This window comes from Serratia sp. GW822-FHT06E05 (genome assembly GCF_058799445.1).
The window spans coordinates 158,218-179,119 of sequence record NZ_JBXALM010000007.1 but is presented as its reverse complement, the minus strand read 5'-3'; the positions used below and the strand labels follow the sequence as shown (position 1 = coordinate 179,119).

Below are 20,902 nucleotides of genomic sequence, written 5' to 3'. Positions count from 1 at the left end.
CGCAGGCTGAACCCTTTTCACTGCCCGACAGGCAGATATGGGGAGGTAACGCCGTTGCGCTGCAGCTTTTCCTGGTAGTCCCGTTTGACAATATCCAGCGCCGCCAGCGCGGTGGCGGGATCGATCTCATTGCATTCCAGCAGGTAAATCAGATCTACCGCCAGTTGCAATTCTGGTGAGGCATTTTCTAGAGACATAAAACCCACGTTTTAATTGAGATGAATGATACTTCGTTCGGGTGAGTATAGTGAACAAGCCCGATTGGGGGGAATAATCATTAAAATATTGTGATAAATCTTCAAAAACCGTTTTCTTTACGTTCAATACTGCGCTCAATACGCGTCAGCGCTTGACGGCAACGCGTCAGTCGGCCTTCTAACGCAGCCAGCTCATGTTGAAGCTTTTGCTGTGCCGCCAGCGTCGTCTGCCTTCCCAGCAGGCTTTCCCGATCCTGAATCATTGCAATGATCCGACGTTCATAATCCTGATGTTCGGCCAGCTTGTGATACAGATCGACCGCTGCCACCTCTTTGGGCTGATTCTTACGGCGCAGCGTCTGGGTTGCCAGCTCGCGTTGCAGGGCGGTGAGCTGTGCCAGCAACTTTTCTGCCAGAAAGGCCACCTGAGTGGTGCGATTGTCGTTGGCCGCCGTCTGCAGCTGGGCGAAGTTCTTTTGCACTTCGGCCAGATAATCGCGCAGCCGTGTACCGCGGTTAGAAAACAGCGCAGTATCGAAGCGTGCCTGAGGGATAGGCGCGTCGCCGCGTGGCGTGATCTCGCTGGCCAATACCTTGATTTGTTGTTCTAACGCTTCTAAAAGACGCTGGGTGCTCACGTCGGCTCCATTGTGGGGATAGTGGGCTCAGCTTGCCCGCGATCGCGTCGTGAAACAAGCGCCGTGCATAATTCCGCCCGTTGCGGCTGGTGGCACGGGGGAAGGCGGTGATAAAGTAACGCCAGACAGGTTGATGGACAAGGGCTCGCATGACGCGTTGGTTATTGATTATCCTCGGTTGGTTAGCGGTGGTGTTGGCGACGTTGGGCGTGGTATTACCACTGCTGCCGACGACGCCGTTTCTGCTGTTGGCCGCCTGGTGCTTCGCCCGTTCGTCACCACGCTTCCACAGCTGGTTATTGTACCGCTCCTGGTTCGGGCCTTATCTGCGTCATTGGCAGCAGCATCGCGCCTTACCGCCAGGGGCTAAATGGAAGGCGGTGGTGGTGATTGTGCTGACATTCGCACTTTCGTTGTGGCTAGTGAAAATCTGGTGGGTGCGTGGAGTGCTGTTGCTGATGCTGGCTATTTTGCTGACCTTCATGTTGCGCTTGCCGGTTGTTGACTTATCGCAACAAAAACAGCGCTGATTGTGGCTTATGATATCCAATAGCTTTCAGGCTGCGTTTTGAAAGATGCAGGGGAAAGTTGCATTTGTCCGTCAGTTTGCATAGATTTGGGCGTTTTCGTGCGCGGGTGGCCTCCCATTCCCTGTTTATGCCGGGATCGGGTTCCAGACGATCGGCGCGCAAGTCATCAGGCAGTTTTATCAGGCAATAATTATGACCGCTACTGCACAGCAGCTTCAGTTTATTAAAGACAGTATCAAAACCATTCCGGATTACCCTAAGCCGGGCATACTGTTCCGTGACGTCACCAGCCTGCTGGAAAACCCGCTGGCTTATGCTGCCAGCATCGAATTGCTGGTTGAGCGCTTTCGCGAAGCGGGCGTGACCAAAGTGGTTGGCACCGAAGCGCGTGGTTTCCTGTTTGGCGCACCGGTCGCATTGGCGCTGGGCGTAGGTTTTGTTCCGGTGCGTAAACCGGGCAAGCTGCCGCGCGCGACCCTCAGCGAAAGCTATGAGCTGGAATACGGTACTGACCAACTGGAAATACACACCGATGCCATCAGTGCCGGTGATAAAGTGCTGGTGGTGGACGATCTGCTGGCAACCGGTGGCACCATCGAAGCCACCGCAAAACTGATCCGCCGTCTGGGCGGTGAAGTTAAAGACGCTGCTTTCATTATCAACCTGCCGGATCTCGGCGGTGAAGCGCGTTTGAACTCACTGGGTATTGAATGCTACTGCCTGGTCAACTTCGCCGGCCACTGATCTGCATTACCACAACGGCCTCGCGGATCGCCGCGGGGCTGTGTTAGCATGACCCTCCAGATTACTCGACTTTTCCGGTATTAATGAGCTATCAGGTTCTTGCCCGTAAGTGGCGCCCTCAAACGTTTGCAGATGTTGTCGGACAGGAACATGTCCTGACTGCGCTGGCTAACGGCCTCTCGCTGGGGCGGATTCATCACGCCTATCTGTTCTCGGGCACGCGCGGCGTGGGTAAAACCACCATTGCGCGCTTGCTGGCCAAAGGCCTGAACTGTGAAACCGGCATCACCGCCACGCCGTGCGGTCAATGCGACAACTGCCGCGAGATTGAGCAGGGGCGCTTTGTTGATCTGATCGAGATCGACGCCGCGTCCAGAACCAAGGTGGAAGATACCCGCGATCTGCTGGATAACGTCCAGTACGCACCCGCCCGCGGCCGCTTCAAGGTTTACCTGATTGACGAAGTGCACATGCTCTCGCGTCACAGCTTCAATGCGCTGTTGAAAACGCTGGAAGAGCCGCCTTCTCACGTCAAATTCCTGCTGGCGACGACCGATCCGCAAAAGCTGCCGGTCACCATCTTGTCGCGCTGCCTGCAATTCCATCTTAAGGCTCTGGATGTCGAGCAGATCCGCAACCAGTTGGAAACGGTTCTGCAGGCAGAACAAATCACCAGCGACCAGCGCGCGCTGCAGCTGATAGCACGTGCTGCCGACGGCAGTATGCGTGACGCGTTGAGTCTCACCGACCAGGCTATCGCGATGGGGCAAGGGCAGGTGACCACCACCACCGTCAGCCAAATGCTCGGTACGTTGGACGACGAACAGCCGCTGGCAATCCTCGAAGCGCTGGTGAGCGCAGATGGCGAAAAGGTGATGGCGCAGGTCGCGCAAGCCGCTTCACGCGGTGTTGACTGGGAAAACCTGCTGATCGAAACGCTGGCCTTGCTGCACCGGATCGCGATGGTGCAGTTACTGCCATCGGTACTGGACAATCATTACGCCGCCATTGAACAGCGGCTGCGTGAGCTGGCGCGTACTTTGCCGCCGACGGACGTACAGCTTTATTACCAAACCCTGCTGGTCGGCCGTAAAGAGCTGGCCTTTGCCCCGGATCGCCGTATGGGGGTTGAGATGACCCTGCTGCGTGCGCTGGCATTTCACCCGAAAGCGGTGATCCCTGAGCCGGTGGCGATGGTGCAAACCGCACCGGCGCAGATGGCGCAACCGCAGGCTCAGCAGGTGGCTCAGCCACCACAGTTTCAGGACGCGCCACCGCCGTTAGGCCAGGTTGCGCCACAGAATAATCAGCAGGCTAATTTACCGGATGCCACCGCGCAATTATTAAAGGCGCGCACCCAGCTGTTGCGGCAGGGAGCATCCACACCAAAAAAGAGTGAACCGGCGGCGCCAGGAAAAGCGCGGCCGGCAAACTCAGCACTGGAGCGGTTGGCTTCCGTGACTGAGCGCAGCCAGCAGCGCCAGGCGGAAAAACTTGTTCAGCAAAAACCGGCCAAGCCGGAAGCTTATCGCTGGCGTGCACAGACCGAGCCAGAGGCCGAGCCGGAACCGCTGGCGACGCCAAAAGCGCTGCGCACGGCTCTTGAGCATGAAAAAACGCCCGAACTGTCAGCCAAGCTGGTGGTGGAGTCGCTGGAACGCGATGCCTGGGCGGCAGAAATCGATAAGCTGAAAATTCCAAAACTGGTGCAGCAACTGGCGTTGAACGCGGTTAAAGAAGTGCTGGAACCAGGTAAAATTTGTCTCCATCTGCGGTCGTCGCAGCGCCATCTGAACTCGCCTTCGGCGCAGAAGGTGTTGACCGATGCACTCACCGAGCTGTACGGCAGTCCGGTTGAACTGACCGTGGTGGAAGACGATAATCCGGCGGAGCGGACTCCGCTGGAGTGGCGCCAAGCCATTTATGAAGAAAAACTGGCGCAGGCGCGCCAGTCGATCGTTGCGGATACCAATATCCAAACGCTGCGCCGGTTCTTCGACGCAGACCTGGATGAAGAGAGTATTCGCCCCATTTAAACGCCGCGTAAAGTGCGCGGCCCTAGCGACGAGAGACGACTATGTTTGGTAAAGGCGGTCTGGGCAACCTGATGAAGCAAGCCCAGCAAATGCAAGAAAAAATGCAGCAGATGCAGGAAGAAGTCGCCAAATTGGAAGTGACTGGCGAATCTGGCGCCGGTCTGGTGAAAGTCACCATCAACGGTGCGCACAACTGCCGTCGTGTGGAGATCGATCAGAGTCTGATGGAAGACGACAAAGACATGCTGGAAGATCTGATTGCCGCTGCGATTAACGATGCTGCGCGCCGTATCGACGAAACCCAGAAAGAGAAGATGGCGTCTGTATCCAGCGGCATGCAACTGCCACCTGGCTTTAAGATGCCGTTCTAATGCAGACCAGCCCGCTCCTTGAAACACTGATGGAGGCGTTGCGCTGCCTGCCGGGCGTTGGCCCGAAGTCGGCGCAGCGTATGGCGTTCCAGCTGTTGCAGCGCGATCGCAGTGGTGGGATGCGTCTGGCGCAGGCGCTGACCCGCGCCATGTCAGAGATTGGCCACTGTGCCGATTGCCGTACCTTCACCGAGCAGGACGTTTGCACCATCTGCGCCAATCCGCGCCGTCAGCAAAACGGTCAGATCTGCGTGGTGGAAAGTCCGGCGGATATTCACGCCATTGAGCAGACCGGTCAGTTCGCCGGACGCTACTTTGTGCTGATGGGCCACCTGTCGCCGATGGACGGCATTGGGCCCGGTGATATCGGTCTGGATCGGCTGGAGCAACGGCTGGAAAAAGAAAGCATCACTGAAGTGATCCTGGCCACCAACCCGACGGTGGAAGGTGAGGCAACCGCCAACTATATCGCCGAGATGTGCGGCCAGTATGGCGTGGTCGCCAGCCGCATAGCCCACGGCGTGCCGGTGGGCGGTGAACTGGAAATGGTCGACGGCACCACGTTGTCGCATTCATTGGCCGGTCGTCACGTTATCAAGTTTTGATGTTTTCCTCTGATGGGGCTATTTGGCCCCGTCAGCTATCTGCAAAAATTTCCCGCCAGCCGCTTGAAAAACAACGCCCTTGTCCCCACTTAATCCTCATTGTTCGCTTTTGGTAGCTATTGTCTTTGAGGTAATCAATGAGTATGAAAGGTCAAGAAACCCGTGGTTTCCAGTCTGAAGTAAAACAACTGCTTCATTTGATGATTCATTCGCTGTACTCCAATAAAGAAATTTTCCTGCGCGAGCTGATCTCCAACGCCTCGGATGCCGCCGACAAGCTGCGTTTCCGCGCACTGTCGACGCCTGAGCTGTATGAAGGTGACGGCGAGCTGCGTGTGCGCCTTTCTTTCGATAAAGAACAGCGTACGTTGACCATTGCCGACAACGGTATTGGCATGAGCCGTGAGGAAGTGATTGAAAACCTGGGTACCATCGCCAAGTCAGGTACCAAAGCCTTCCTGGAATCCATCGGTTCCGATCAGGCCAAAGACAGCCAGCTGATTGGTCAGTTCGGCGTGGGTTTCTACTCCGCGTTCATCGTGGCGGATAAAGTCACCGTGCGCACTCGTGCCGCGGGCGCTCCGGCCGATCAAGGCGTGTTCTGGGAATCTGTCGGCGAAGGCGATTACACCATTGCCGATATCAGCAAAGAAGATCGCGGTACCGAAATTACCCTACATCTGCGCGAAGGCGAAGATGAGTATCTCGATGCCTGGCGTCTGCGTTCCGTGATCGGCAAATACTCCGACCACATTGCACTGCCGGTTGAGATTGAAAGCAAAAACGAAGAAGACGGCACCGTCACCTGGGAAAAAATCAACAAGGCGCAGGCCCTGTGGACCCGCAGCAAGGCTGACGTGACCGACGAAGAATACAAAGAGTTCTACAAGCACATCGCGCACGACTTTACCGATCCGCTGAGCTGGAGCCACAACCGGGTGGAAGGCAAGCAGGAATACACCAGCCTGCTGTACATTCCGGCCCAGGCGCCATGGGACATGTGGAACCGCGATCACAAGCACGGGCTGAAGCTGTACGTGCAGCGCGTGTTCATCATGGACGACGCTGAACAGTTCATGCCGAACTACCTGCGTTTCGTGCGTGGCCTGATCGATTCCAACGATCTGCCGCTGAACGTTTCGCGTGAGATCCTGCAAGACAGCCGTGTGACCCAGAACCTGCGCGGTGCGCTGACCAAGCGTGTGTTGCAGATGCTGGAGAAACTGGCTAAAGACGATGCGGAAGGCTACCAGAAGTTCTGGCAGCAGTTTGGTCTGGTGTTGAAAGAGGGCCCGGCGGAAGATGGTGGCAACAAAGAAGCCATTGCCAAGCTGCTGCGCTTTGCTTCCACCCACAATGACAGCTCGGCGCAAACCGTCTCGCTGGAAGAGTACGTGGGCCGCATGGCAGAAGGGCAGGAGAAGATTTATTACATCACCGCCGACAGCTATGCCGCCGCCAAGAGCAGCCCGCACCTGGAACTGTTCCGCAAGAAAGGCATCGAAGTGCTGCTGCTTTCTGACCGCATCGACGAATGGATGATGAGCTACCTGACCGAGTTCGACGGCAAGCCGTTCCAATCCGTCAGCAAGGCAGATGACGCGTTGGACAAGCTGGCAGACGAAACCGAAGAGCAGAAGGCCGCCGAGAAGCAGCTGGAGCCCTTTGTTGACCGTGTGAAAACCCTGCTGGGCGATCGCGTGAAGGACGTGCGTCTGACGCACCGTCTGACCGACACGCCGGCTATCGTTATCACCGATGCCGACGAAATGAGCACCCAGATGGCGAAGCTGTTTGCCGCTGCGGGCCAGGAAGCGCCGGCGGTGAAGTACATTTTCGAACTGAATCCGGAGCATGCGTTGGTCAAACGCGCATCCGATGTGGGCGATAACGAACAATTCGCCGAATGGATTGATCTGTTATTGGATCAGGCTCTGCTGGCTGAACGCGGCACCCTGGAGGATCCAAATCAGTTTATCCGTCGTATGAATAAACTGTTGTCCGCATAATTCCGAGTATATACGCCCAAAATCCGCGAATTTTGGGCGTATTTTTTTGTTTTTCCTGCCGATTTCCCGCGCTTTATTCTCTGTTTCCTCCCTTTGGCGCCGCAATCGATTTCCTCGCGTACCTTGAGCCAGCCCCCCCTGAAATGGTATGGTTGAGCGTTTTCGCAATTTTATAAAAACTACATAGCAAGGGGATTTACGCAATGCGTATCATTCTGCTGGGCGCTCCGGGCGCTGGTAAAGGTACTCAGGCTCAATTCATCATGGAGAAATACGGTATTCCGCAAATCTCTACGGGTGATATGTTGCGCGCAGCCGTGAAGGCCGGCAGTGAATTGGGCAAGCAGGCGAAAGAAATCATGGACGCCGGCAAGCTGGTGACCGATGAGTTGGTCATTGCACTGGTTAAAGAACGCATCACCCAGGAAGATTGCCGTAAAGGTTTTCTGCTGGACGGTTTCCCGCGCACCATTCCACAGGCTGACGCGATGAAAGAAGCCGGCATCAATGTGGATTACGTGCTGGAATTTGACGTACCGGACGAGCTGATTATCGATCGCATCGTTGGTCGTCGCGTACATGCCCCTTCTGGCCGCGTGTACCACATTAAATTCAATCCACCGAAGGTGGAAGGTAAAGACGACGCGACCGGTGAAGAACTGACAACTCGTAAAGACGATCAGGAAGAAACCGTACGTAAACGTCTGGTGGAATACCATCAGATGACTGCACCGCTGATTTCCTACTACAGCAAAGAAGCTGCTGCAGGTAACACCCAATACCGTAAAATCGACGGCACCCGCAAAGTGACCGAAGTGAGCGCCGAACTGGCGAACATCCTCGGCTAATCGGTTTTTCATTGCTGTGCATAGCGCCAGGCCTCATCCGCCTGGCGTTTTTTTTATTATTTACCCGCCGAATTGTGATCGCCGTGGCTTGTTGCGCTAGTGCCCTTTAATCCACCGAGAGAAATGGCGTATAACTCCCCCATCTTAATCCCCGGGGACAATCCGCATGCTCAGACCAACCCATTTGCTGGCAGAATCCACCGCACGCCAGATCGTGCAGCGGGCGATGAGCATCATCAGCCATTCTGTCAATGTGATGGACAGCAACGGCGTCATCATCGCTTCCGGCAACCCCTCACGCCTGTTTCAGCGTCATGAAGGCGCTGTTCTGGCGCTGACCGAAAACCGGGTGGTGGAAATCGATGCGGTGACTGCCGCGCACCTCAAGGGAGTGCGGCCCGGCATCAATTTGCCCTTCAGTTTTCACAGCCAACAGGTGGGGGTGATCGGTATTTCCGGTGAACCCGCGCAGGTACGTGCTTATGCCGAACTGGTGAAAATGGCGGCCGAAATGATGGTGGAGCAGGCGGCGTTGCTGGATCAACATCAGTGGGAAAAACGCTACCGCGAGGAACTGGCCAATCAGTTGCTGCAACCGCAGCCGGCATCAGGCTCGCTGGAGGCGATGGCCGCCTACCTGGGGTTAGATCTGCAACAGCCACGGATTGTCTGGATCGCGGAATTACAGGACACGCAGCCGCACCTGCTGCGTGAATTGCTGACGGAGCTGGAGCAGACTCAGCGCGAAGCGCTGATCGCCATCACCGGGTTCAACGAAATGATCCTGCTGCGTCCTGCCAGTCTGGTGCAGGGGGAGTGGAATGTGAAGCAGGAGCGCAAACAGGCGCAGCAGTTGCAGAGCCAGCTTCAGTCGCGTTTCAACCTGCGGTTGATTGTCGGTGGTTTCTTTAGCGGCGAAGCAGGGTTGCACCGTTCAAGCCTGACGGCTCGTGCCACCCAGGCGATGGCGAAACGCTTGAAGTTACGGCACAAGACGCTGTTTTACCAAGATTATCCGCTACCGTCACTGCTGTGCGATCTGGGTGAAGACTGGCGGGCTCAAGAGCTTTCCCGCCCCTGGCAGGTTTTGGGTGAACAGGATGAGAAAGGGGTATTACGCAGCACGCTGAGGCACTATTTTTCGCGGAATTGTGATCAGACGCAGACCGCCGCCGAGCTTCATATTCACGTCAATACCTTGCGCTATCGCCTGCAGCGTATTGAAGCCATTACTGAATTAAAAATCAATCAGTTAACTGACGCTTTGCAGCTGTATATCGGCATGCTGATGCACGGCTGAGTTGTGTAAAACCACAACTTTCCGCTGTGTGCGCACGCATGTTTTTGTGGCTTTCTCTCACGCCAATGTCCGGCGCTCAGGATATGTTTTCCCCACACCAACAACGGGGAAAACAATAATGACAACGGTATCCACGCTTGGGGCGCTGGTGGCATTGGTCGTCGCTATCGTCCTGATTTTACGCAAGGTCCCGCCTGCCTACGGCATGATTGCCGGTGCGCTGGCGGGCGGATTATGCGGCGGCGCCGATCTGGTGCAGACCGTGACGCTGATGATCACCGGTGCGCAGGGCATTACCAATGCCGTGATGCGCATTTTGGCGGCGGGGGTGCTGGCCGGGGTGTTGATCGAGTCCGGCGCGGCGCACACCATCGCTGAAACCATCGTCCGCAAAGTCGGGGAAACCCGTGCGCTGTTAGCGCTGGCGGTAGCTACACTGATCCTGACGGCAGTGGGCGTATTTATCGACGTTGCGGTGATCACCGTGGCGCCTATTGCCCTTTCCATCGCTCAGAAGGCCGGGATCTCGCGTGCGGCGATACTGCTGGCGATGATCGGCGGCGGCAAGGCCGGTAACGTGATGTCACCAAACCCCAACACCATTGCCGCAGCCGACAACTTCCACGTGCCGCTGACCTCGGTGATGATGGCCGGTATCGTGCCAGGATTGTGCGGATTGATCGTGGCCTATCTGCTGGCCCGCCGTTTGAGTGATAAGGGCGATAAGGTGATGGCGGAAGAGCTGACGCAGCAAGCCGAAGGCATTCGTCCGGGCTTTGCGGCGGCGATCAGCGCACCCTTGGTTGCCATTGTTCTGCTGTCGCTGCGGCCGATCGCCGGTATTGCCATCGATCCGCTGATAGCGCTGCCGCTGGGCGGTCTGGTGGGCGCATTGCTGATGGGCCGCATCCGCCAGTGCAACCAGTTTATGGTTTCCGGCCTGTCCCGTATGGCGCCGGTGGCGATTATGCTGCTTGGCACCGGTACGCTGGCAGGCATTATCGCCAACTCTTCGCTGAAGGACGTGCTCATCAGCGGGTTGACCAGCACCGGCATGCCGGCCTGGCTGCTGGCCCCACTCTCCGGGGCATTAATGTCGATGGCCACCGCTTCGACAACCGCCGGTACCGCCGTGGCATCCGGGGTCTTCAGCAGCACTCTGCTGGAGCTGGGCGTCAGCGGGCTGGCGGGGGCGGCTATGATCCATGCCGGCGCGACGGTGCTGGATCACCTGCCGCACGGCAGCTTCTTCCATGCCACCGGCGGCAGCGTCAATATGGCCGTGCATCAACGGTTGAAGCTACTGCCTTATGAAACACTGGTCGGTTTTACCATCGCGGCCGTCTCAGCGTTGATGTTTGGCGTATTTAATCTGGCGGGATAAGGAAGAGTAATGAAAACGCTGAAAAAAGTGGTGATTGCGCCGGATTCGTTTAAAGAAAGCCTGAGTGCGTTGGAGGTGGCGGAAGCCATCGAACGCGGCTTCCGCCAGATCTTCCCGCAGGTACAGTATGTGAAGCTACCCATGGCGGACGGCGGCGAAGGCACGGTGGATTCGATGGTGGCAGCTACGGGCGGGGAAATCGTCACGGTCGCGGTCACTGGGCCGTTGGGCCAGCCGGTACAGGCCTTCTATGGTTTGCTGGGAGAGGGAGAAACTGCCGTTATCGAGATGGCGGCGGCTTCCGGGTTGCATCTGGCTCCCAAGGCGCAGCGAGATCCGCGCATGACCACCAGTTATGGCACCGGTGAGCTGATCAAGGCTGCGTTGGATCGCGGCGTTAAGACGATTATTCTTGGCATTGGCGGCAGCGCCACCAATGACGGCGGGGCCGGCATGATGCAGGCGCTTGGGGCCAGACTGCTGGACGATAATCGACAGGCTTTGCCGCCTGGAGGGGCCGCGCTGGCGCAGTTGGCCTATATCGATCTTTCCGGGGTGGATCCGCGTCTGCAGCAGGTGAGCATCACGGCGGCCTGCGACGTGGATAATCCTTTGTGTGGTGCTAACGGAGCCTCCGCGGTGTTTGGCCCGCAGAAGGGAGCCACGCCGGAAATGGTCACGCAGTTGGATGCGGCGCTGCGCCATTACGGCACATTGCTGGAACAGGCTACCGGTCGTGAGGTTATCAACGCGCCCGGTGCAGGAGCGGCAGGGGGAATGGGTGCGGCATTGCTTGGCATGCTAAACGCCCGATTGCGCCCCGGCATTGAGATCGTGATCGAAACCCTTCAATTGGAAGAGGCGTTGCGCGATGCCGACCTGGTGATCACCGGCGAAGGGCGACTGGACAGTCAGTCTATCCACGGCAAAACGCCGATTGGCGTGGCGCGGGTGGCTAAACGCTTTGGTTTGCCGGTGATCGGCATTGCCGGCAGCCTGTCGAAAGATTATCAGGTGGTGCACCAGCACGGCATTGACGCCGCTTTTTCGGTGCTCGATCGCGTTGTCTCTCTGGAGGAAGCGTTGGCGGAAGCGGCCGATAACCTGGAGGTGACGGCGCGTAATGTGGCGGCGGTCTGGCGACTGGCGCAGAGTTAATATCATTCCCCTTTATCATGGGCAACGCCTGTTGCTGATATCGGTTCCGACGAGGCGCTTTTCCGTTACAATAGGCGCCATTAATCGACGTTAACCCCCTGACCCAGAACAGGGGGTTAGCTTGCAAGGAATCAAGGGGAACTGAGATGAAGCAAGAGAAACACGGAGTATTGCTGGTGAACCTGGGCACGCCGGATGCTCCGACCTCGTCGGCGGTAAAACGCTATCTGAAGGAATTCCTCAGTGACGACCGCGTAGTGGATACAGCCCCATTGATCTGGTGGCCGATCCTCAACGGTGCGATCCTGCCGATCCGTTCGCCGCGCGTTGCCAAGCTGTATAAGTCGGTATGGATGGACGAAGGCTCACCACTGCTGGTCTACAGCCGCCGTCAGCAGCGCGCATTGGCCGCACGTATGCCGAACACGCCGGTTGAATTGGGCATGAGCTACGGTTCACCGAGCCTGGGCGAAGCGATAGACAAGCTGTTGGCACAGGGCGTGACCAATCTGGTCGTACTGCCGTTGTACCCGCAATACTCCTGTTCAACCAGTGCAGCCGTGTGGGACGGCGTGGCGCGCATATTGAAAGGCTATCGCCGCCTGCCGTCGATCAGCTTTATCCGCGACTATGCCGAACACCCGGCCTACATCGCCGCATTGCGTCAAAGCGTGGAGCGTTCGTTTGCCGAGCATGGCCAACCGGACCGGCTGGTGCTGTCATTCCACGGCATTCCCAAGCGCTATGCACGCCTCGGCGACGATTATCCGCAGCGCTGCGAAGACACGTTACGTGCCTTGACTGATACCTTACCGCTGGCGCCGGATCGGGTCATGATGACCTACCAGTCGCGTTTTGGCCGTGAACCCTGGTTGACGCCGTATACCGACGAAACCCTCAAAGGCCTGCCTGCGCAAGGCGTTAAACATATTCAGCTTATCTGCCCAGGTTTTTCGGCGGACTGTCTGGAAACGCTGGAAGAAATCAAAGAGCAAAACCGCGAAATCTTCCTCGAGGCGGGCGGCGAGAAGTTTGAGTACATTTCTGCGCTGAACGACGAACCGGCGCACATTGATATGATGCAGCAACTGGTGGCGCAGCACCTCTGATCCCCAGAGCGCAAAATAGTGACAGTCATCATCAATCGGGCAGGAATGTGCTAACATTCTCTGCCTGTTAACTGCCACTGCCGCCAAATAAATGAAATTTCCTGGTAAACGTAAGTCCAAACACTATTTTCCGGTGAACGCCCGCGATCCGCTCTTGCAGCAAGCTCAGCCTGAAAATGAAATCAGCACCTCCTATATCGTCGGTATCGATCAGACGCTGGTGGATATCGAAGCCAAAGTGGACGATGCCTTTGTCCAGCGTTACGGTCTGAGCCTGGGGCACTCCCTGGTGATTGAGGATGACGTCGCCGAGGCGCTGTATCAGGAACTGATTGACAATAATCTGATCACCCACCAATTTGCCGGCGGCACCATCGGCAATACTCTGCACAACTACTCCGTGCTGGCGGACGACCGTTCCGTTCTGCTCGGCGTGATGTGCAGCAATATCAAGATTGGCAGCTACGCCTATCGCTATCTGTGCAACACCTCCAGCCGTACCGATCTTAACCACCTACAGGCGGTTGACGGTGCTATTGGCCGCTGCTTTACGCTGATCGGCGAAAGCGGCGAACGGACCTTTGCCATCAGCCCCGGGCAGATGAATCAACTGCGGCCGGAAAGCGTGAAGGAAGAAGTGATTGCCGGTGCTTCGGCGCTGGTGCTGACGTCATATTTGGTGCGCTGCAAGGAAGGGGAGCCGATGCCGGCTGCCACCATGCAGGCAATTGAATTTGCCAAAAAGCACGACGTACCGGTAGTACTGACGCTGGGCACCAAGTACGTGATCGCCGATAACCCGCAATGGTGGCGCGACTTCCTGCAACAACACGTGTCGATCCTGGCGATGAACGAAGATGAAGCGCTGGAGTTGACCGGGTTGAGCGATCCATTGACTGCCTCTGACATGGCGCTTGAATGGGTGGATCTGGTGCTGTGCACCGCCGGGCCAAACGGTCTGTATATGGCGGGTTATACCGAAGAGTCGAATAAGCGGGAAACCCAGCATCCGCTGCTGCCGGGGCATATTGCCGAATTCAACCGCTATGAGTTCAGCCGCGCCATGCGCCGTGAAAGCTGTGAAAATCCGTTCCGCATCTATTCGCACATCGCGCCTTACATGGGCGGGCCGGAGAAAATCATGAACACTAACGGTGCCGGCGATGGCGCACTGTCGGCGTTGCTGCATGATATCGCCGCCAACGGTTATCACCGCAATAACGTGCCTAATTCCAGCAAGCACGTGCGCAGCTATCTGACCTATTCCTCGCTGGCGCAGGTGTGTAAATACGCTAACCGTGTCAGCTATCAGGTGCTGAATCAGCATTCGCCGCGCCTGACACGTGGCCTGCCGGAGCGGGAAGACAGTCTGGAAGAGTCTTACTGGGAACGCTAAAAAGCAAAAGGTCCGGCAAGCCGGACCTTTTTTATATCGAATCGCCTATCAGATCGGGCAACCGCCCATCTTCTCTTCTTCGCTCAGCGTATCCAGTTTGAGAATATTCAGCATGCTGTTGGCAATTTCTCGTTCGCCCATCACCACCTGATTCGCCCCGCGATCGGAGATATAAGACACTTCGTCATCGTAGTGCGCACGGGCGATGATCTCGATGTTCGGCCGCTTGGTACGTGCCGAAGCCACGATTTCACCGGCCTCGTAACCGTTGGGAATGGTCAGCAACAGCCAGCGTGCACAGTCGAGTCGCGCCAGATCCATCACTTCAGGATTGGCGGCGTTGCCCAGCACCGTTTTGATGCCTTGTTCACGCAGGGCTTCCACCCGTGGGCGGGAGTTCTCGATCACCACCAGCGGAATACCGGCTTCGGCCAACTTTGCCCCCAGCAGGCTACCGACGCGGCCATAGCCGACCACCAGCGCATGGTTGCACATATCGACCGGGATCTGCTTCTCTTCTTCCACCGCTTCTTCCATTATCTGGTCTTCCATTGTTTCGGTTTTGGCCAGATAACGCTCAAGCAGCGTGAACAGCAACGGATTCAACATAATCGACAGGATGGCCCCGGCCAGCACCAGATTGCGGCCGTGCTCCGACATCATGCCCAGCGTGATCCCAAGGCCGGCCAGAATGAAGGCGAACTCGCCAATCTGCGCCAGACTGGCAGAAATGGTCAGCGCGGTGCGTTTGGAGTGGCCGAACATTTTCACCAGCAGGAACGCTGCCGCCGATTTCCCGAACACGATAATCGCCAGCGTTGCCAGCACCGCCAGCGGCTCGTTGATCAGGATCATCGGATCAAACAGCATGCCGACCGACACAAAGAACAGCACGGCGAAGGCATCGCGCAACGGTAAGGTATCGTGGGCCGCGCGATGGCTCAGCTCCGACTCGTTCAGCACCATGCCGGCGAAGAAGGCTCCCAGGGCAAAGGAAACGTCGAACAGCTTCACCGCGCCATAGGCAATGCCAAGCGCCAGTGCCAACACGGCAAGGGTAAACAGCTCGCGCGAGCCGGTGCTGGCGGTTTTCGCCAGGATCCACGGCACCAGCCGGCGGCCCACCACAATCATCAGCGCAATAAAGGCGATGACTTTACCAATGGTGATTGCCAGCTCAGTCAGCAACTGGCCGCTGCTGGCGTTGTCATTGCCCAGCATGTTGCCGAACGCAGGCAGCAATACCAGCGTCAGCACCATCGCCAGGTCTTCAACGATCAGCCAGCCAATGGCGATTTGCCCGCGCTGGCTGTCGATCAACTGGCGTTCTTCCAGCGCACGCAGCAGCACCACGGTACTGGCGGTAGAAAGACAGAGACCGAACACCAGGCCGGAAATCAAATCCCAGCCGAGCAGCTTTGACAGCCCCATACCCAACAGAGTGGCGACGGCAATCTGTGCCACGGCACCGGGAATAGCGATATGTTTAACTGCCAGGAGGTCTTTAAGCGAGAAATGGAGGCCAACACCGAACATCAACAGGATCACGCCGATTTCCGCCAGTTCCGGTGCCAGCGAGGTGTCGGCAACAAAACCGGGAGTAAAAGGGCCGGCGAGCACGCCTGCGGCAAGATACCCCACCAGCGGGGAGATGCGCAGGCGATTCGCCAGCATTCCGAGGAGGAAGGCAAGTACTAACCCTCCGACAATGGTGGTGATTAAGGGTGTTGAATTATGCATCCAGACTCCTTCTAGCTATGCATGGCAGCAGAGGGGAAACGCAACAAAGTTACGAAAAGATACATTTAGTTTATTGCATTTGTTCGCGTCTTGCTTAGCTAAATTGAGCTTTTTTGCGAAAAAGCAGAGGATTCCGCTTTGAGCAGGGCTGTAAGGGGATTTAACACTAAATAAGTCAAATAACGTTGGTTTGTTCGGGAGATAACCCGACTGAGCACAATGATTCAGCCGGGTTTTATCAGGGGTATTACGAGTTATGGTCCATATTAGGCAGTAATGCGGTAATAATGCCGATCAGTGGCAAGAAAGCACAGATTTGGTAGACCAATTCGATACTGGTCAAATCTGCGACATAACCAAGAACGGCTGCGCCTAATCCCCCCATACCAAAAGCAAAACCGAAGAATAAACCGGAAACCATACCCACTTTCCCGGGGATCAGCTCCTGTGCATAAACCAGAATGGCCGAAAATGCCGAAGCGAGAATTACCCCTATAATGACGGTTAAAATGCCGGTCCAGTAGAGAGAAGCATAGGGTAAAGCCAGCGTAAATGGCGCTGCACCCAGTATTGAGCCCCAAATGACATATTTACGCCCTATCTTGTCGCCAAGAGGCCCGCCAATTATGGTTCCTGCTGCTACGGCAAACAGGAATGCAAACAGGTGAAACTGCGCATTCTGCACGGAAACGCCGAACTTATGTATCAAATAAAAGGTGTAATAGCTGCTGATACTGGCCAAGTAGAAGTATTTGGAGAAAATCAGCACCAGCAGGATGCCCAGCGCATAGGTGACAGTACGTTTTGGCAGCGGTTTCATCGTCGAGGACGCTTTTGGCTGACCTTTTGTTGCCCGGTGCTGATGTTGATACCATTTGCTGACTTGCAACAGCACCACAATAGCCAACAGCGCGGCCAGTGAGAACCAGGCCACGTTACCTTTGCCATAAGGCGCAATAATCAGCGCGGCCAGCAGGGGTCCGAGAGAGCTGCCAAAGTTACCGCCGACCTGGAACAACGATTGAGCCAGGCCATGTCGGCCACCGGAGGCCATGCGCGCAACGCGGGAGGACTCAGGGTGGAACACCGAGGAACCGGTGCCGACCAGCGCCGCTGCCAGCAGCACCAGCGGGAAGGTATTGGCGACGGACAGCAGCAGCAGCCCACACAGCGTAAAGCCCATGCCGATCGGCAACGAATAGGGCTGCGGGTGTTTATCCGTGTAGTAACCGATTAACGGTTGCAATAAGGAAGCCGTGAGCTGATAGGTCAGAGTAATCATGCCGATCTGCACGAAGCTGAGGCTGAAGTCAGCCTGCAGGATCGGGTAAATCGCCAGGATCAGCGATTGAATCATGTCGTTAAGCAGGTGAGAGACGCTGATGGCACCGAGAATCGAGAATGCAGTCCCTTTAACCGCGCTGCCCTTGGCCGGTGGCATGGCAGTATCGCTACGGTCGGTCATTTTATTATTAGCCTGGTAAGTTTTAGAGGACAGAGCAGATATCTTAGCAAGTTGTTCAATATTTGCCATATCCGACATAATTTGACGTATATCGCAAAAATTTGAAATCAAAGGGCTTTGTTTCGCGTTACAATTTCGGTCACCTCAAAAAAGCCGTTAATGATCATATGGAGTTCTGCCATGCGCTTTTCGCTAAAAACCACCGCATGCGCTCTGGCCGTATCCCTGACTTTCCTGTCGGGAGCCGCCAGCGCCTGGGAAAAGGATAAGACCTACGACATCACCATTTTGCACACCAACGATCACCACGGCCATTTCTGGCAGAACGATCATGGCGAATATGGCTTGGGTGCACAGAAAACCTTGGTAGACAGCATCCGTCAGGAAGTCGCAGCGCAGGGGGGCAGTCTGTTGCTGCTGTCGGGCGGTGATATCAACACCGGCGTGCCGGAATCCGATCTGCAAGATGCCGAACCGGACTTCCGCGGCATGAATCTGGTGGGTTACGACGCAATGGCGATCGGCAACCATGAATTCGACAACCCGCTCAGCGTACTGCGTCAGCAGGAGAAATGGGCGACTTTCCCTCTGCTGTCGGCCAACATTTATCAAAAAAGCACCCAGCAGCGTCTGTTCAAGCCCTATGCCTTATTTGACAAGCAGGGGATCAAGATTGCGGTCATCGGCCTGACGACGGATGACACGGCCAAGATTGGCAACCCCGAATATTTTACCGACATCGAGTTCCGTGTGCCTGCACAGGAAGCCAAACAGGTAGTGGAGCAATTGCGTAAGGACGAAAAGCCGGACGTGATTATCGCAGCAACGCACATGGGCCATTACGATGACGGCAATCATGGCTCCAACGCGCCGGGCGATGTTGAGATGGCGCGCAGCCTGCCTGCCGGCTATCTGGACATGATCGTTGGTGGTCATTCGCAGGATCCGGTCTGTATGGCGGGCGAGAACCACAAGCAGGTGGATTATGTGCCGGGCACGCCGTGCGCGCCGGATCGTCAGAACGGCACCTGGATTGTGCAGGCGCATGAGTGGGGCAAGTACGTGGGCCGCGCCGATTTCCAGTTCCGTAACGGTGAGCTGAAGCTGGTGCATTACCAACTGATCCCGGTCAACCTGAAGAAGAAGGTGGAGAAAGCCGACGGCACCAGTGAGCGCGTGTTTTACACCCAACAGATCGCAGAAGATCCTTCCATGATGAAGCTGCTGACGCCGTTCCAGGAAAAAGGTAAGGCGCAGTTGGACGTCAAGATTGGCAGTGTCAACGGCAAGCTGGAAGGTGACCGCAGCAAAGTGCGCTTTGTACAGACCAACCTGTCACGCGTCTTGCTGGCAGCGCAGATGGAACGTGCCGAGGCTGACTTTGCGGTGATGAGCGGTGGCGGGGTGCGTGACTCGATTGAAGGCGGCGATATCACCTATAAAAACGTGCTGAAAGTGCAGCCATTCGGCAATACGCTGGTCTACGTCGAGATGAAAGGCAGCGACGTGGAAAAATACCTGGCTGTAGTCGCCAACATGAAGGTAGATTCCGGGGCCTATGCGCAGTTTGCCAACGTTAGCCTAACAGCGGACGGTCAGGGCGTCAGCAACGTCAAGATCAAGGGGGAACCGCTGCAGGCGGACAAAACCTACCGTATGGCCACGTTGAACTTCAATGCGTTGGGCGGCGACGGTTATCCGAAGCTGGATACCCTGCCAAGCTACGTCAACACCGGGTTTATCGATGCCGAAGTCTTGAAGCAATACATCGAGAAGCACTCACCGCTGGACGCAGCGGCTTATGAGCCTAAAGGCGAGATCGTTTATCAATAATATTATGGCGGCTTTTACCGGTTAAAAGCCGCCGTCGATTTTCCCCGCATTACCACACTTCTAGTATAAAAGAATTCTAATATTATTAATTTCAATATTGTTTTTCCTGTCTTGCATAATTGTATTTCTATTTTCTTTGTCTATACCTTTAGGGTTAATGATTTTATCTTTCTTAAATCATAATTTTTCCAGGGAATAAAGATCAGCGAAATAATCGTGATTGAAGAGGAAATGAAATGTACAGGACAGCAGTGCTTTTATATGGCGTCGTCGGCTATTTTTTAGGGGTGGTTGGCTTTGTTTTGCTTATTTTATTACTTAACGGCTGGGGGCTGAGAAATATGGTCGCCGTTAGGGAGGATGCTGACGTATGGCCCTGGCTGGTGAATATCGTTTTGCTTTTGCTGTTTGGCTTGGTGCATTCCGTTATGGCCCATGAGAGGTTCAAGGCCCGTTTGGCGCTGTCTCCGGCATTGGAAAGAAGCTCCTATGTGTTAATTGCCGGTGCGTCGTTGGCGCTACTGGCGCTTGTGTGGCAACCACTGCCGGGCGTCTTGTGGCGGTTACCGCCAGACAGTGTTGCCGCATGGGGGCTTAACGGTATTAGTGCGCTAGGGTGGCTCGTGGTCTTTGCGTCAACCTGCATGATCAGCCACACCGACTTATTTGGCTTGCGACAATCCTGGCTGCAATGGAGAGAACGCCAATATACCGATTTGCCTTTTCAGGTAAGAGGATTTTACCGGTTGACGCGGCATCCCATGATGACGGGAATGTTACTGGCATTTTGGTTCACGCCAGAGATGACCGCTGGGCGTCTATTATTTAATTCAGGTATGACATTATATATTTTGGTGGGTGTTTATTTCGAAGAACGTAGCCTGCTTAAAGCTTTAGGGGCGGATTATCAGCGGTATTGCCGACATGTTCCCATGTTGTTGCCGCGAATGGGTATACGGAATAAGCCGACGGAGTAATCAGATCCCGCGGCCGACGTTGGGACTGCGGCCGCGTCATCAGGCTTCTAGTCGCGCTTGGCGATATCGGCGAAGCTGCCGGCCAACAGCCGGCAAAGATCTTGCGCCGCCAGTTCGATGTCCAGCCCGCGTTTACCGCCGGAGACATAAATGGTGGCGAACTGCTGTGCCGGGCTGTCGATCACCGTTGGCAGCCGCTTTTTTTGCCCCAGCGGGCTGATGCCGCCGACCAGATAACCCGTCACGCGCTGCGCCAGTAGCGGATCGGCCATCTCTGCCTTTTTGGCGCCGAGCGCACGAGCGACCTTTTTCAGATCCAACTGTGTAGCTACCGGCGTGACCGCCACTGCCAGATGTTTGGCGTCGCCGTTCAGCGCCACCAGTAACGTTTTATAGACGCGGTCTGCATCCAGCCCCAATTTTTTCACTGCTTCATCGCCGAAGTTGGTTTCAGCACTGTCGTGATGATAAGGATGAAGGGTAAAAGCGACTTTTTGTTTCTCAAGCAGGATCACTGCGGGCGTCATGTGTTTTCCTCTTCCCTGTTAAGCGGGAGGTTGCA

The 20,902-nt window shown here is 55.9% G+C and carries 19 protein-coding genes and 1 other annotated feature; of the genes, 14 read left to right on the top strand and 5 right to left on the bottom strand.

The features are described 5' to 3' along the window. Nucleotides 1–17: 17 nt before the first annotated feature. Both rsmS and priC read right to left on the bottom strand, forming a co-directional pair. Nucleotides 18–197 carry a pleiotropic regulatory protein RsmS gene (gene rsmS, locus AC1RKC_RS17100; protein ID WP_020825528.1) on the bottom strand — a complete coding sequence of 60 codons (180 nt, stop codon included), beginning with the start codon at nucleotides 195–197 and terminating at the stop codon, nucleotides 18–20. Nucleotides 198–298: 101 nt separating this feature from the next. Further along, on the bottom strand, nucleotides 299–835 hold the full coding sequence (gene priC, locus AC1RKC_RS17095; protein WP_020825529.1) for a primosomal replication protein PriC: 537 nt from the start codon (nucleotides 833–835) through the stop codon (nucleotides 299–301). A gap of 149 nt (nucleotides 836–984) precedes the next feature. Between priC and AC1RKC_RS17090 the strand changes: the two genes are divergently transcribed. The 12 genes from AC1RKC_RS17090 (at nucleotide 985) to AC1RKC_RS17035 (ending at nucleotide 14,325) form a co-directional block, all read left to right on the top strand. Then, complete coding sequence (locus tag AC1RKC_RS17090) at nucleotides 985–1,365, top strand: DUF454 family protein (RefSeq protein ID WP_020825530.1); 381 nt, start codon at nucleotides 985–987, stop codon at nucleotides 1,363–1,365. 192 nt (nucleotides 1,366–1,557) lie between these two features. Further along, complete coding sequence (gene apt / locus AC1RKC_RS17085) at nucleotides 1,558–2,109, top strand: adenine phosphoribosyltransferase (protein WP_020825531.1); 552 nt, start codon at nucleotides 1,558–1,560, stop codon at nucleotides 2,107–2,109. 83 nt (nucleotides 2,110–2,192) lie between these two features. Next, nucleotides 2,193–4,145, top strand: a complete 1,953-nt coding sequence (dnaX, locus tag AC1RKC_RS17080) for a DNA polymerase III subunit gamma/tau (protein WP_046374335.1) — start codon at nucleotides 2,193–2,195, stop codon at nucleotides 4,143–4,145. Then, nucleotides 3,478–3,542: a sequence feature (DnaX frameshifting element), on the top strand. (Overlaps the previous gene by 65 nt.) 41 nt (nucleotides 4,146–4,186) lie before the next feature. Next, a complete protein-coding gene (locus AC1RKC_RS17075; protein WP_020825533.1) occupies nucleotides 4,187–4,516 on the top strand; it encodes a YbaB/EbfC family nucleoid-associated protein in 330 nt (109 codons plus the stop codon). Then, nucleotides 4,516–5,121 carry a recombination mediator RecR gene (recR, locus tag AC1RKC_RS17070; RefSeq protein WP_020825534.1) on the top strand — a complete coding sequence of 202 codons (606 nt, stop codon included), beginning with the start codon at nucleotides 4,516–4,518 and terminating at the stop codon, nucleotides 5,119–5,121. Before AC1RKC_RS17075 ends, recR begins: the two co-directional genes overlap by 1 nt. Before the next feature lie 143 nt (nucleotides 5,122–5,264). Further along, complete coding sequence (gene htpG / locus AC1RKC_RS17065; protein WP_020825535.1) at nucleotides 5,265–7,130, top strand: molecular chaperone HtpG; 1,866 nt, start codon at nucleotides 5,265–5,267, stop codon at nucleotides 7,128–7,130. A 203-nt stretch (nucleotides 7,131–7,333) separates the two neighbouring features. After that, nucleotides 7,334–7,978 carry an adenylate kinase gene (gene adk, locus AC1RKC_RS17060; RefSeq protein ID WP_020825536.1) on the top strand — a complete coding sequence of 215 codons (645 nt, stop codon included), beginning with the start codon at nucleotides 7,334–7,336 and terminating at the stop codon, nucleotides 7,976–7,978. Between the two features lie 166 nt (nucleotides 7,979–8,144). Next, nucleotides 8,145–9,278 carry a sugar diacid recognition domain-containing protein gene (locus tag AC1RKC_RS17055; RefSeq protein ID WP_020825537.1) on the top strand — a complete coding sequence of 378 codons (1,134 nt, stop codon included), beginning with the start codon at nucleotides 8,145–8,147 and terminating at the stop codon, nucleotides 9,276–9,278. A 118-nt stretch (nucleotides 9,279–9,396) separates the two neighbouring features. Then, a complete protein-coding gene (locus tag AC1RKC_RS17050; RefSeq protein WP_020825538.1) occupies nucleotides 9,397–10,662 on the top strand; it encodes a GntP family permease in 1,266 nt (421 codons plus the stop codon). Nucleotides 10,663–10,671: 9 nt separating this feature from the next. Further along, nucleotides 10,672–11,820, top strand: coding sequence for a glycerate kinase (locus AC1RKC_RS17045; RefSeq protein WP_129983108.1), 1,149 nt, complete (start codon nucleotides 10,672–10,674; stop codon nucleotides 11,818–11,820). Nucleotides 11,821–11,966: 146 nt separating this feature from the next. Further along, nucleotides 11,967–12,929 carry a ferrochelatase gene (gene hemH / locus AC1RKC_RS17040; RefSeq protein ID WP_020825540.1) on the top strand — a complete coding sequence of 321 codons (963 nt, stop codon included), beginning with the start codon at nucleotides 11,967–11,969 and terminating at the stop codon, nucleotides 12,927–12,929. A 91-nt stretch (nucleotides 12,930–13,020) separates the two neighbouring features. Continuing rightward, entirely contained in the window at nucleotides 13,021–14,325 is a 1,305-nt protein-coding gene (locus tag AC1RKC_RS17035; RefSeq protein ID WP_020825541.1) for an inosine/guanosine kinase, read from the top strand. Between the two features lie 48 nt (nucleotides 14,326–14,373). Here AC1RKC_RS17035 and ybaL read toward each other — a convergent pair whose 3' ends face one another. Both ybaL and AC1RKC_RS17025 read right to left on the bottom strand, forming a co-directional pair. Next, entirely contained in the window at nucleotides 14,374–16,065 is a 1,692-nt protein-coding gene (ybaL, locus tag AC1RKC_RS17030) for a YbaL family putative K(+) efflux transporter (RefSeq protein WP_041414282.1), read from the bottom strand. A 247-nt stretch (nucleotides 16,066–16,312) separates the two neighbouring features. Further along, nucleotides 16,313–17,530 (bottom strand): MFS transporter, encoded by a 1,218-nt coding sequence (locus AC1RKC_RS17025; RefSeq protein ID WP_493092529.1) that lies wholly within the window; start codon nucleotides 17,528–17,530, stop codon nucleotides 16,313–16,315. A gap of 180 nt (nucleotides 17,531–17,710) precedes the next feature. Between AC1RKC_RS17025 and ushA the strand changes: the two genes are divergently transcribed. Together ushA and AC1RKC_RS17015 are read left to right on the top strand one after the other, a co-directional pair. Then, complete coding sequence (gene ushA, locus AC1RKC_RS17020) at nucleotides 17,711–19,363, top strand: bifunctional UDP-sugar hydrolase/5'-nucleotidase UshA (protein ID WP_020825544.1); 1,653 nt, start codon at nucleotides 17,711–17,713, stop codon at nucleotides 19,361–19,363. A 236-nt stretch (nucleotides 19,364–19,599) separates the two neighbouring features. Continuing rightward, the gene (locus tag AC1RKC_RS17015; RefSeq protein WP_493092530.1) at nucleotides 19,600–20,340 is read left to right on the top strand and encodes a methyltransferase family protein; all 741 of its coding nucleotides are present in this window, start codon (nucleotides 19,600–19,602) and stop codon (nucleotides 20,338–20,340) included. 47 nt (nucleotides 20,341–20,387) lie between these two features. Here the strand turns inward: AC1RKC_RS17015 and ybaK are convergent, their stop codons facing one another. After that, the gene (ybaK, locus tag AC1RKC_RS17010; protein WP_020825546.1) at nucleotides 20,388–20,867 is read right to left on the bottom strand and encodes a Cys-tRNA(Pro)/Cys-tRNA(Cys) deacylase YbaK; all 480 of its coding nucleotides are present in this window, start codon (nucleotides 20,865–20,867) and stop codon (nucleotides 20,388–20,390) included. Nucleotides 20,868–20,902: the final 35 nt, after the last annotated feature.

Coding starts and splice junctions, on each gene's coding strand:
- AC1RKC_RS17035 (WP_020825541.1), top strand. CDS start 13,021: ATGAAATTTCCTGGTAAACGTAAGTCCAAACACTATTTTCCGGTGAAC.
- apt (WP_020825531.1), top strand. CDS start 1,558: ATGACCGCTACTGCACAGCAGCTTCAGTTTATTAAAGACAGTATCAAA.
- AC1RKC_RS17055 (WP_020825537.1), top strand. CDS start 8,145: ATGCTCAGACCAACCCATTTGCTGGCAGAATCCACCGCACGCCAGATC.
- rsmS (WP_020825528.1), bottom strand. CDS start 197: ATGTCTCTAGAAAATGCCTCACCAGAATTGCAACTGGCGGTAGATCTG.
- ushA (WP_020825544.1), top strand. CDS start 17,711: ATGCGCTTTTCGCTAAAAACCACCGCATGCGCTCTGGCCGTATCCCTG.
- AC1RKC_RS17075 (WP_020825533.1), top strand. CDS start 4,187: ATGTTTGGTAAAGGCGGTCTGGGCAACCTGATGAAGCAAGCCCAGCAA.
- ybaK (WP_020825546.1), bottom strand. CDS start 20,867: ATGACGCCCGCAGTGATCCTGCTTGAGAAACAAAAAGTCGCTTTTACC.
- AC1RKC_RS17050 (WP_020825538.1), top strand. CDS start 9,397: ATGACAACGGTATCCACGCTTGGGGCGCTGGTGGCATTGGTCGTCGCT.
- recR (WP_020825534.1), top strand. CDS start 4,516: ATGCAGACCAGCCCGCTCCTTGAAACACTGATGGAGGCGTTGCGCTGC.
- dnaX (WP_046374335.1), top strand. CDS start 2,193: ATGAGCTATCAGGTTCTTGCCCGTAAGTGGCGCCCTCAAACGTTTGCA.
- AC1RKC_RS17045 (WP_129983108.1), top strand. CDS start 10,672: ATGAAAACGCTGAAAAAAGTGGTGATTGCGCCGGATTCGTTTAAAGAA.
- AC1RKC_RS17015 (WP_493092530.1), top strand. CDS start 19,600: ATGTACAGGACAGCAGTGCTTTTATATGGCGTCGTCGGCTATTTTTTA.
- AC1RKC_RS17025 (WP_493092529.1), bottom strand. CDS start 17,530: ATGACCGACCGTAGCGATACTGCCATGCCACCGGCCAAGGGCAGCGCG.
- AC1RKC_RS17090 (WP_020825530.1), top strand. CDS start 985: ATGACGCGTTGGTTATTGATTATCCTCGGTTGGTTAGCGGTGGTGTTG.
- htpG (WP_020825535.1), top strand. CDS start 5,265: ATGAAAGGTCAAGAAACCCGTGGTTTCCAGTCTGAAGTAAAACAACTG.
- hemH (WP_020825540.1), top strand. CDS start 11,967: ATGAAGCAAGAGAAACACGGAGTATTGCTGGTGAACCTGGGCACGCCG.
- adk (WP_020825536.1), top strand. CDS start 7,334: ATGCGTATCATTCTGCTGGGCGCTCCGGGCGCTGGTAAAGGTACTCAG.
- ybaL (WP_041414282.1), bottom strand. CDS start 16,065: ATGCATAATTCAACACCCTTAATCACCACCATTGTCGGAGGGTTAGTA.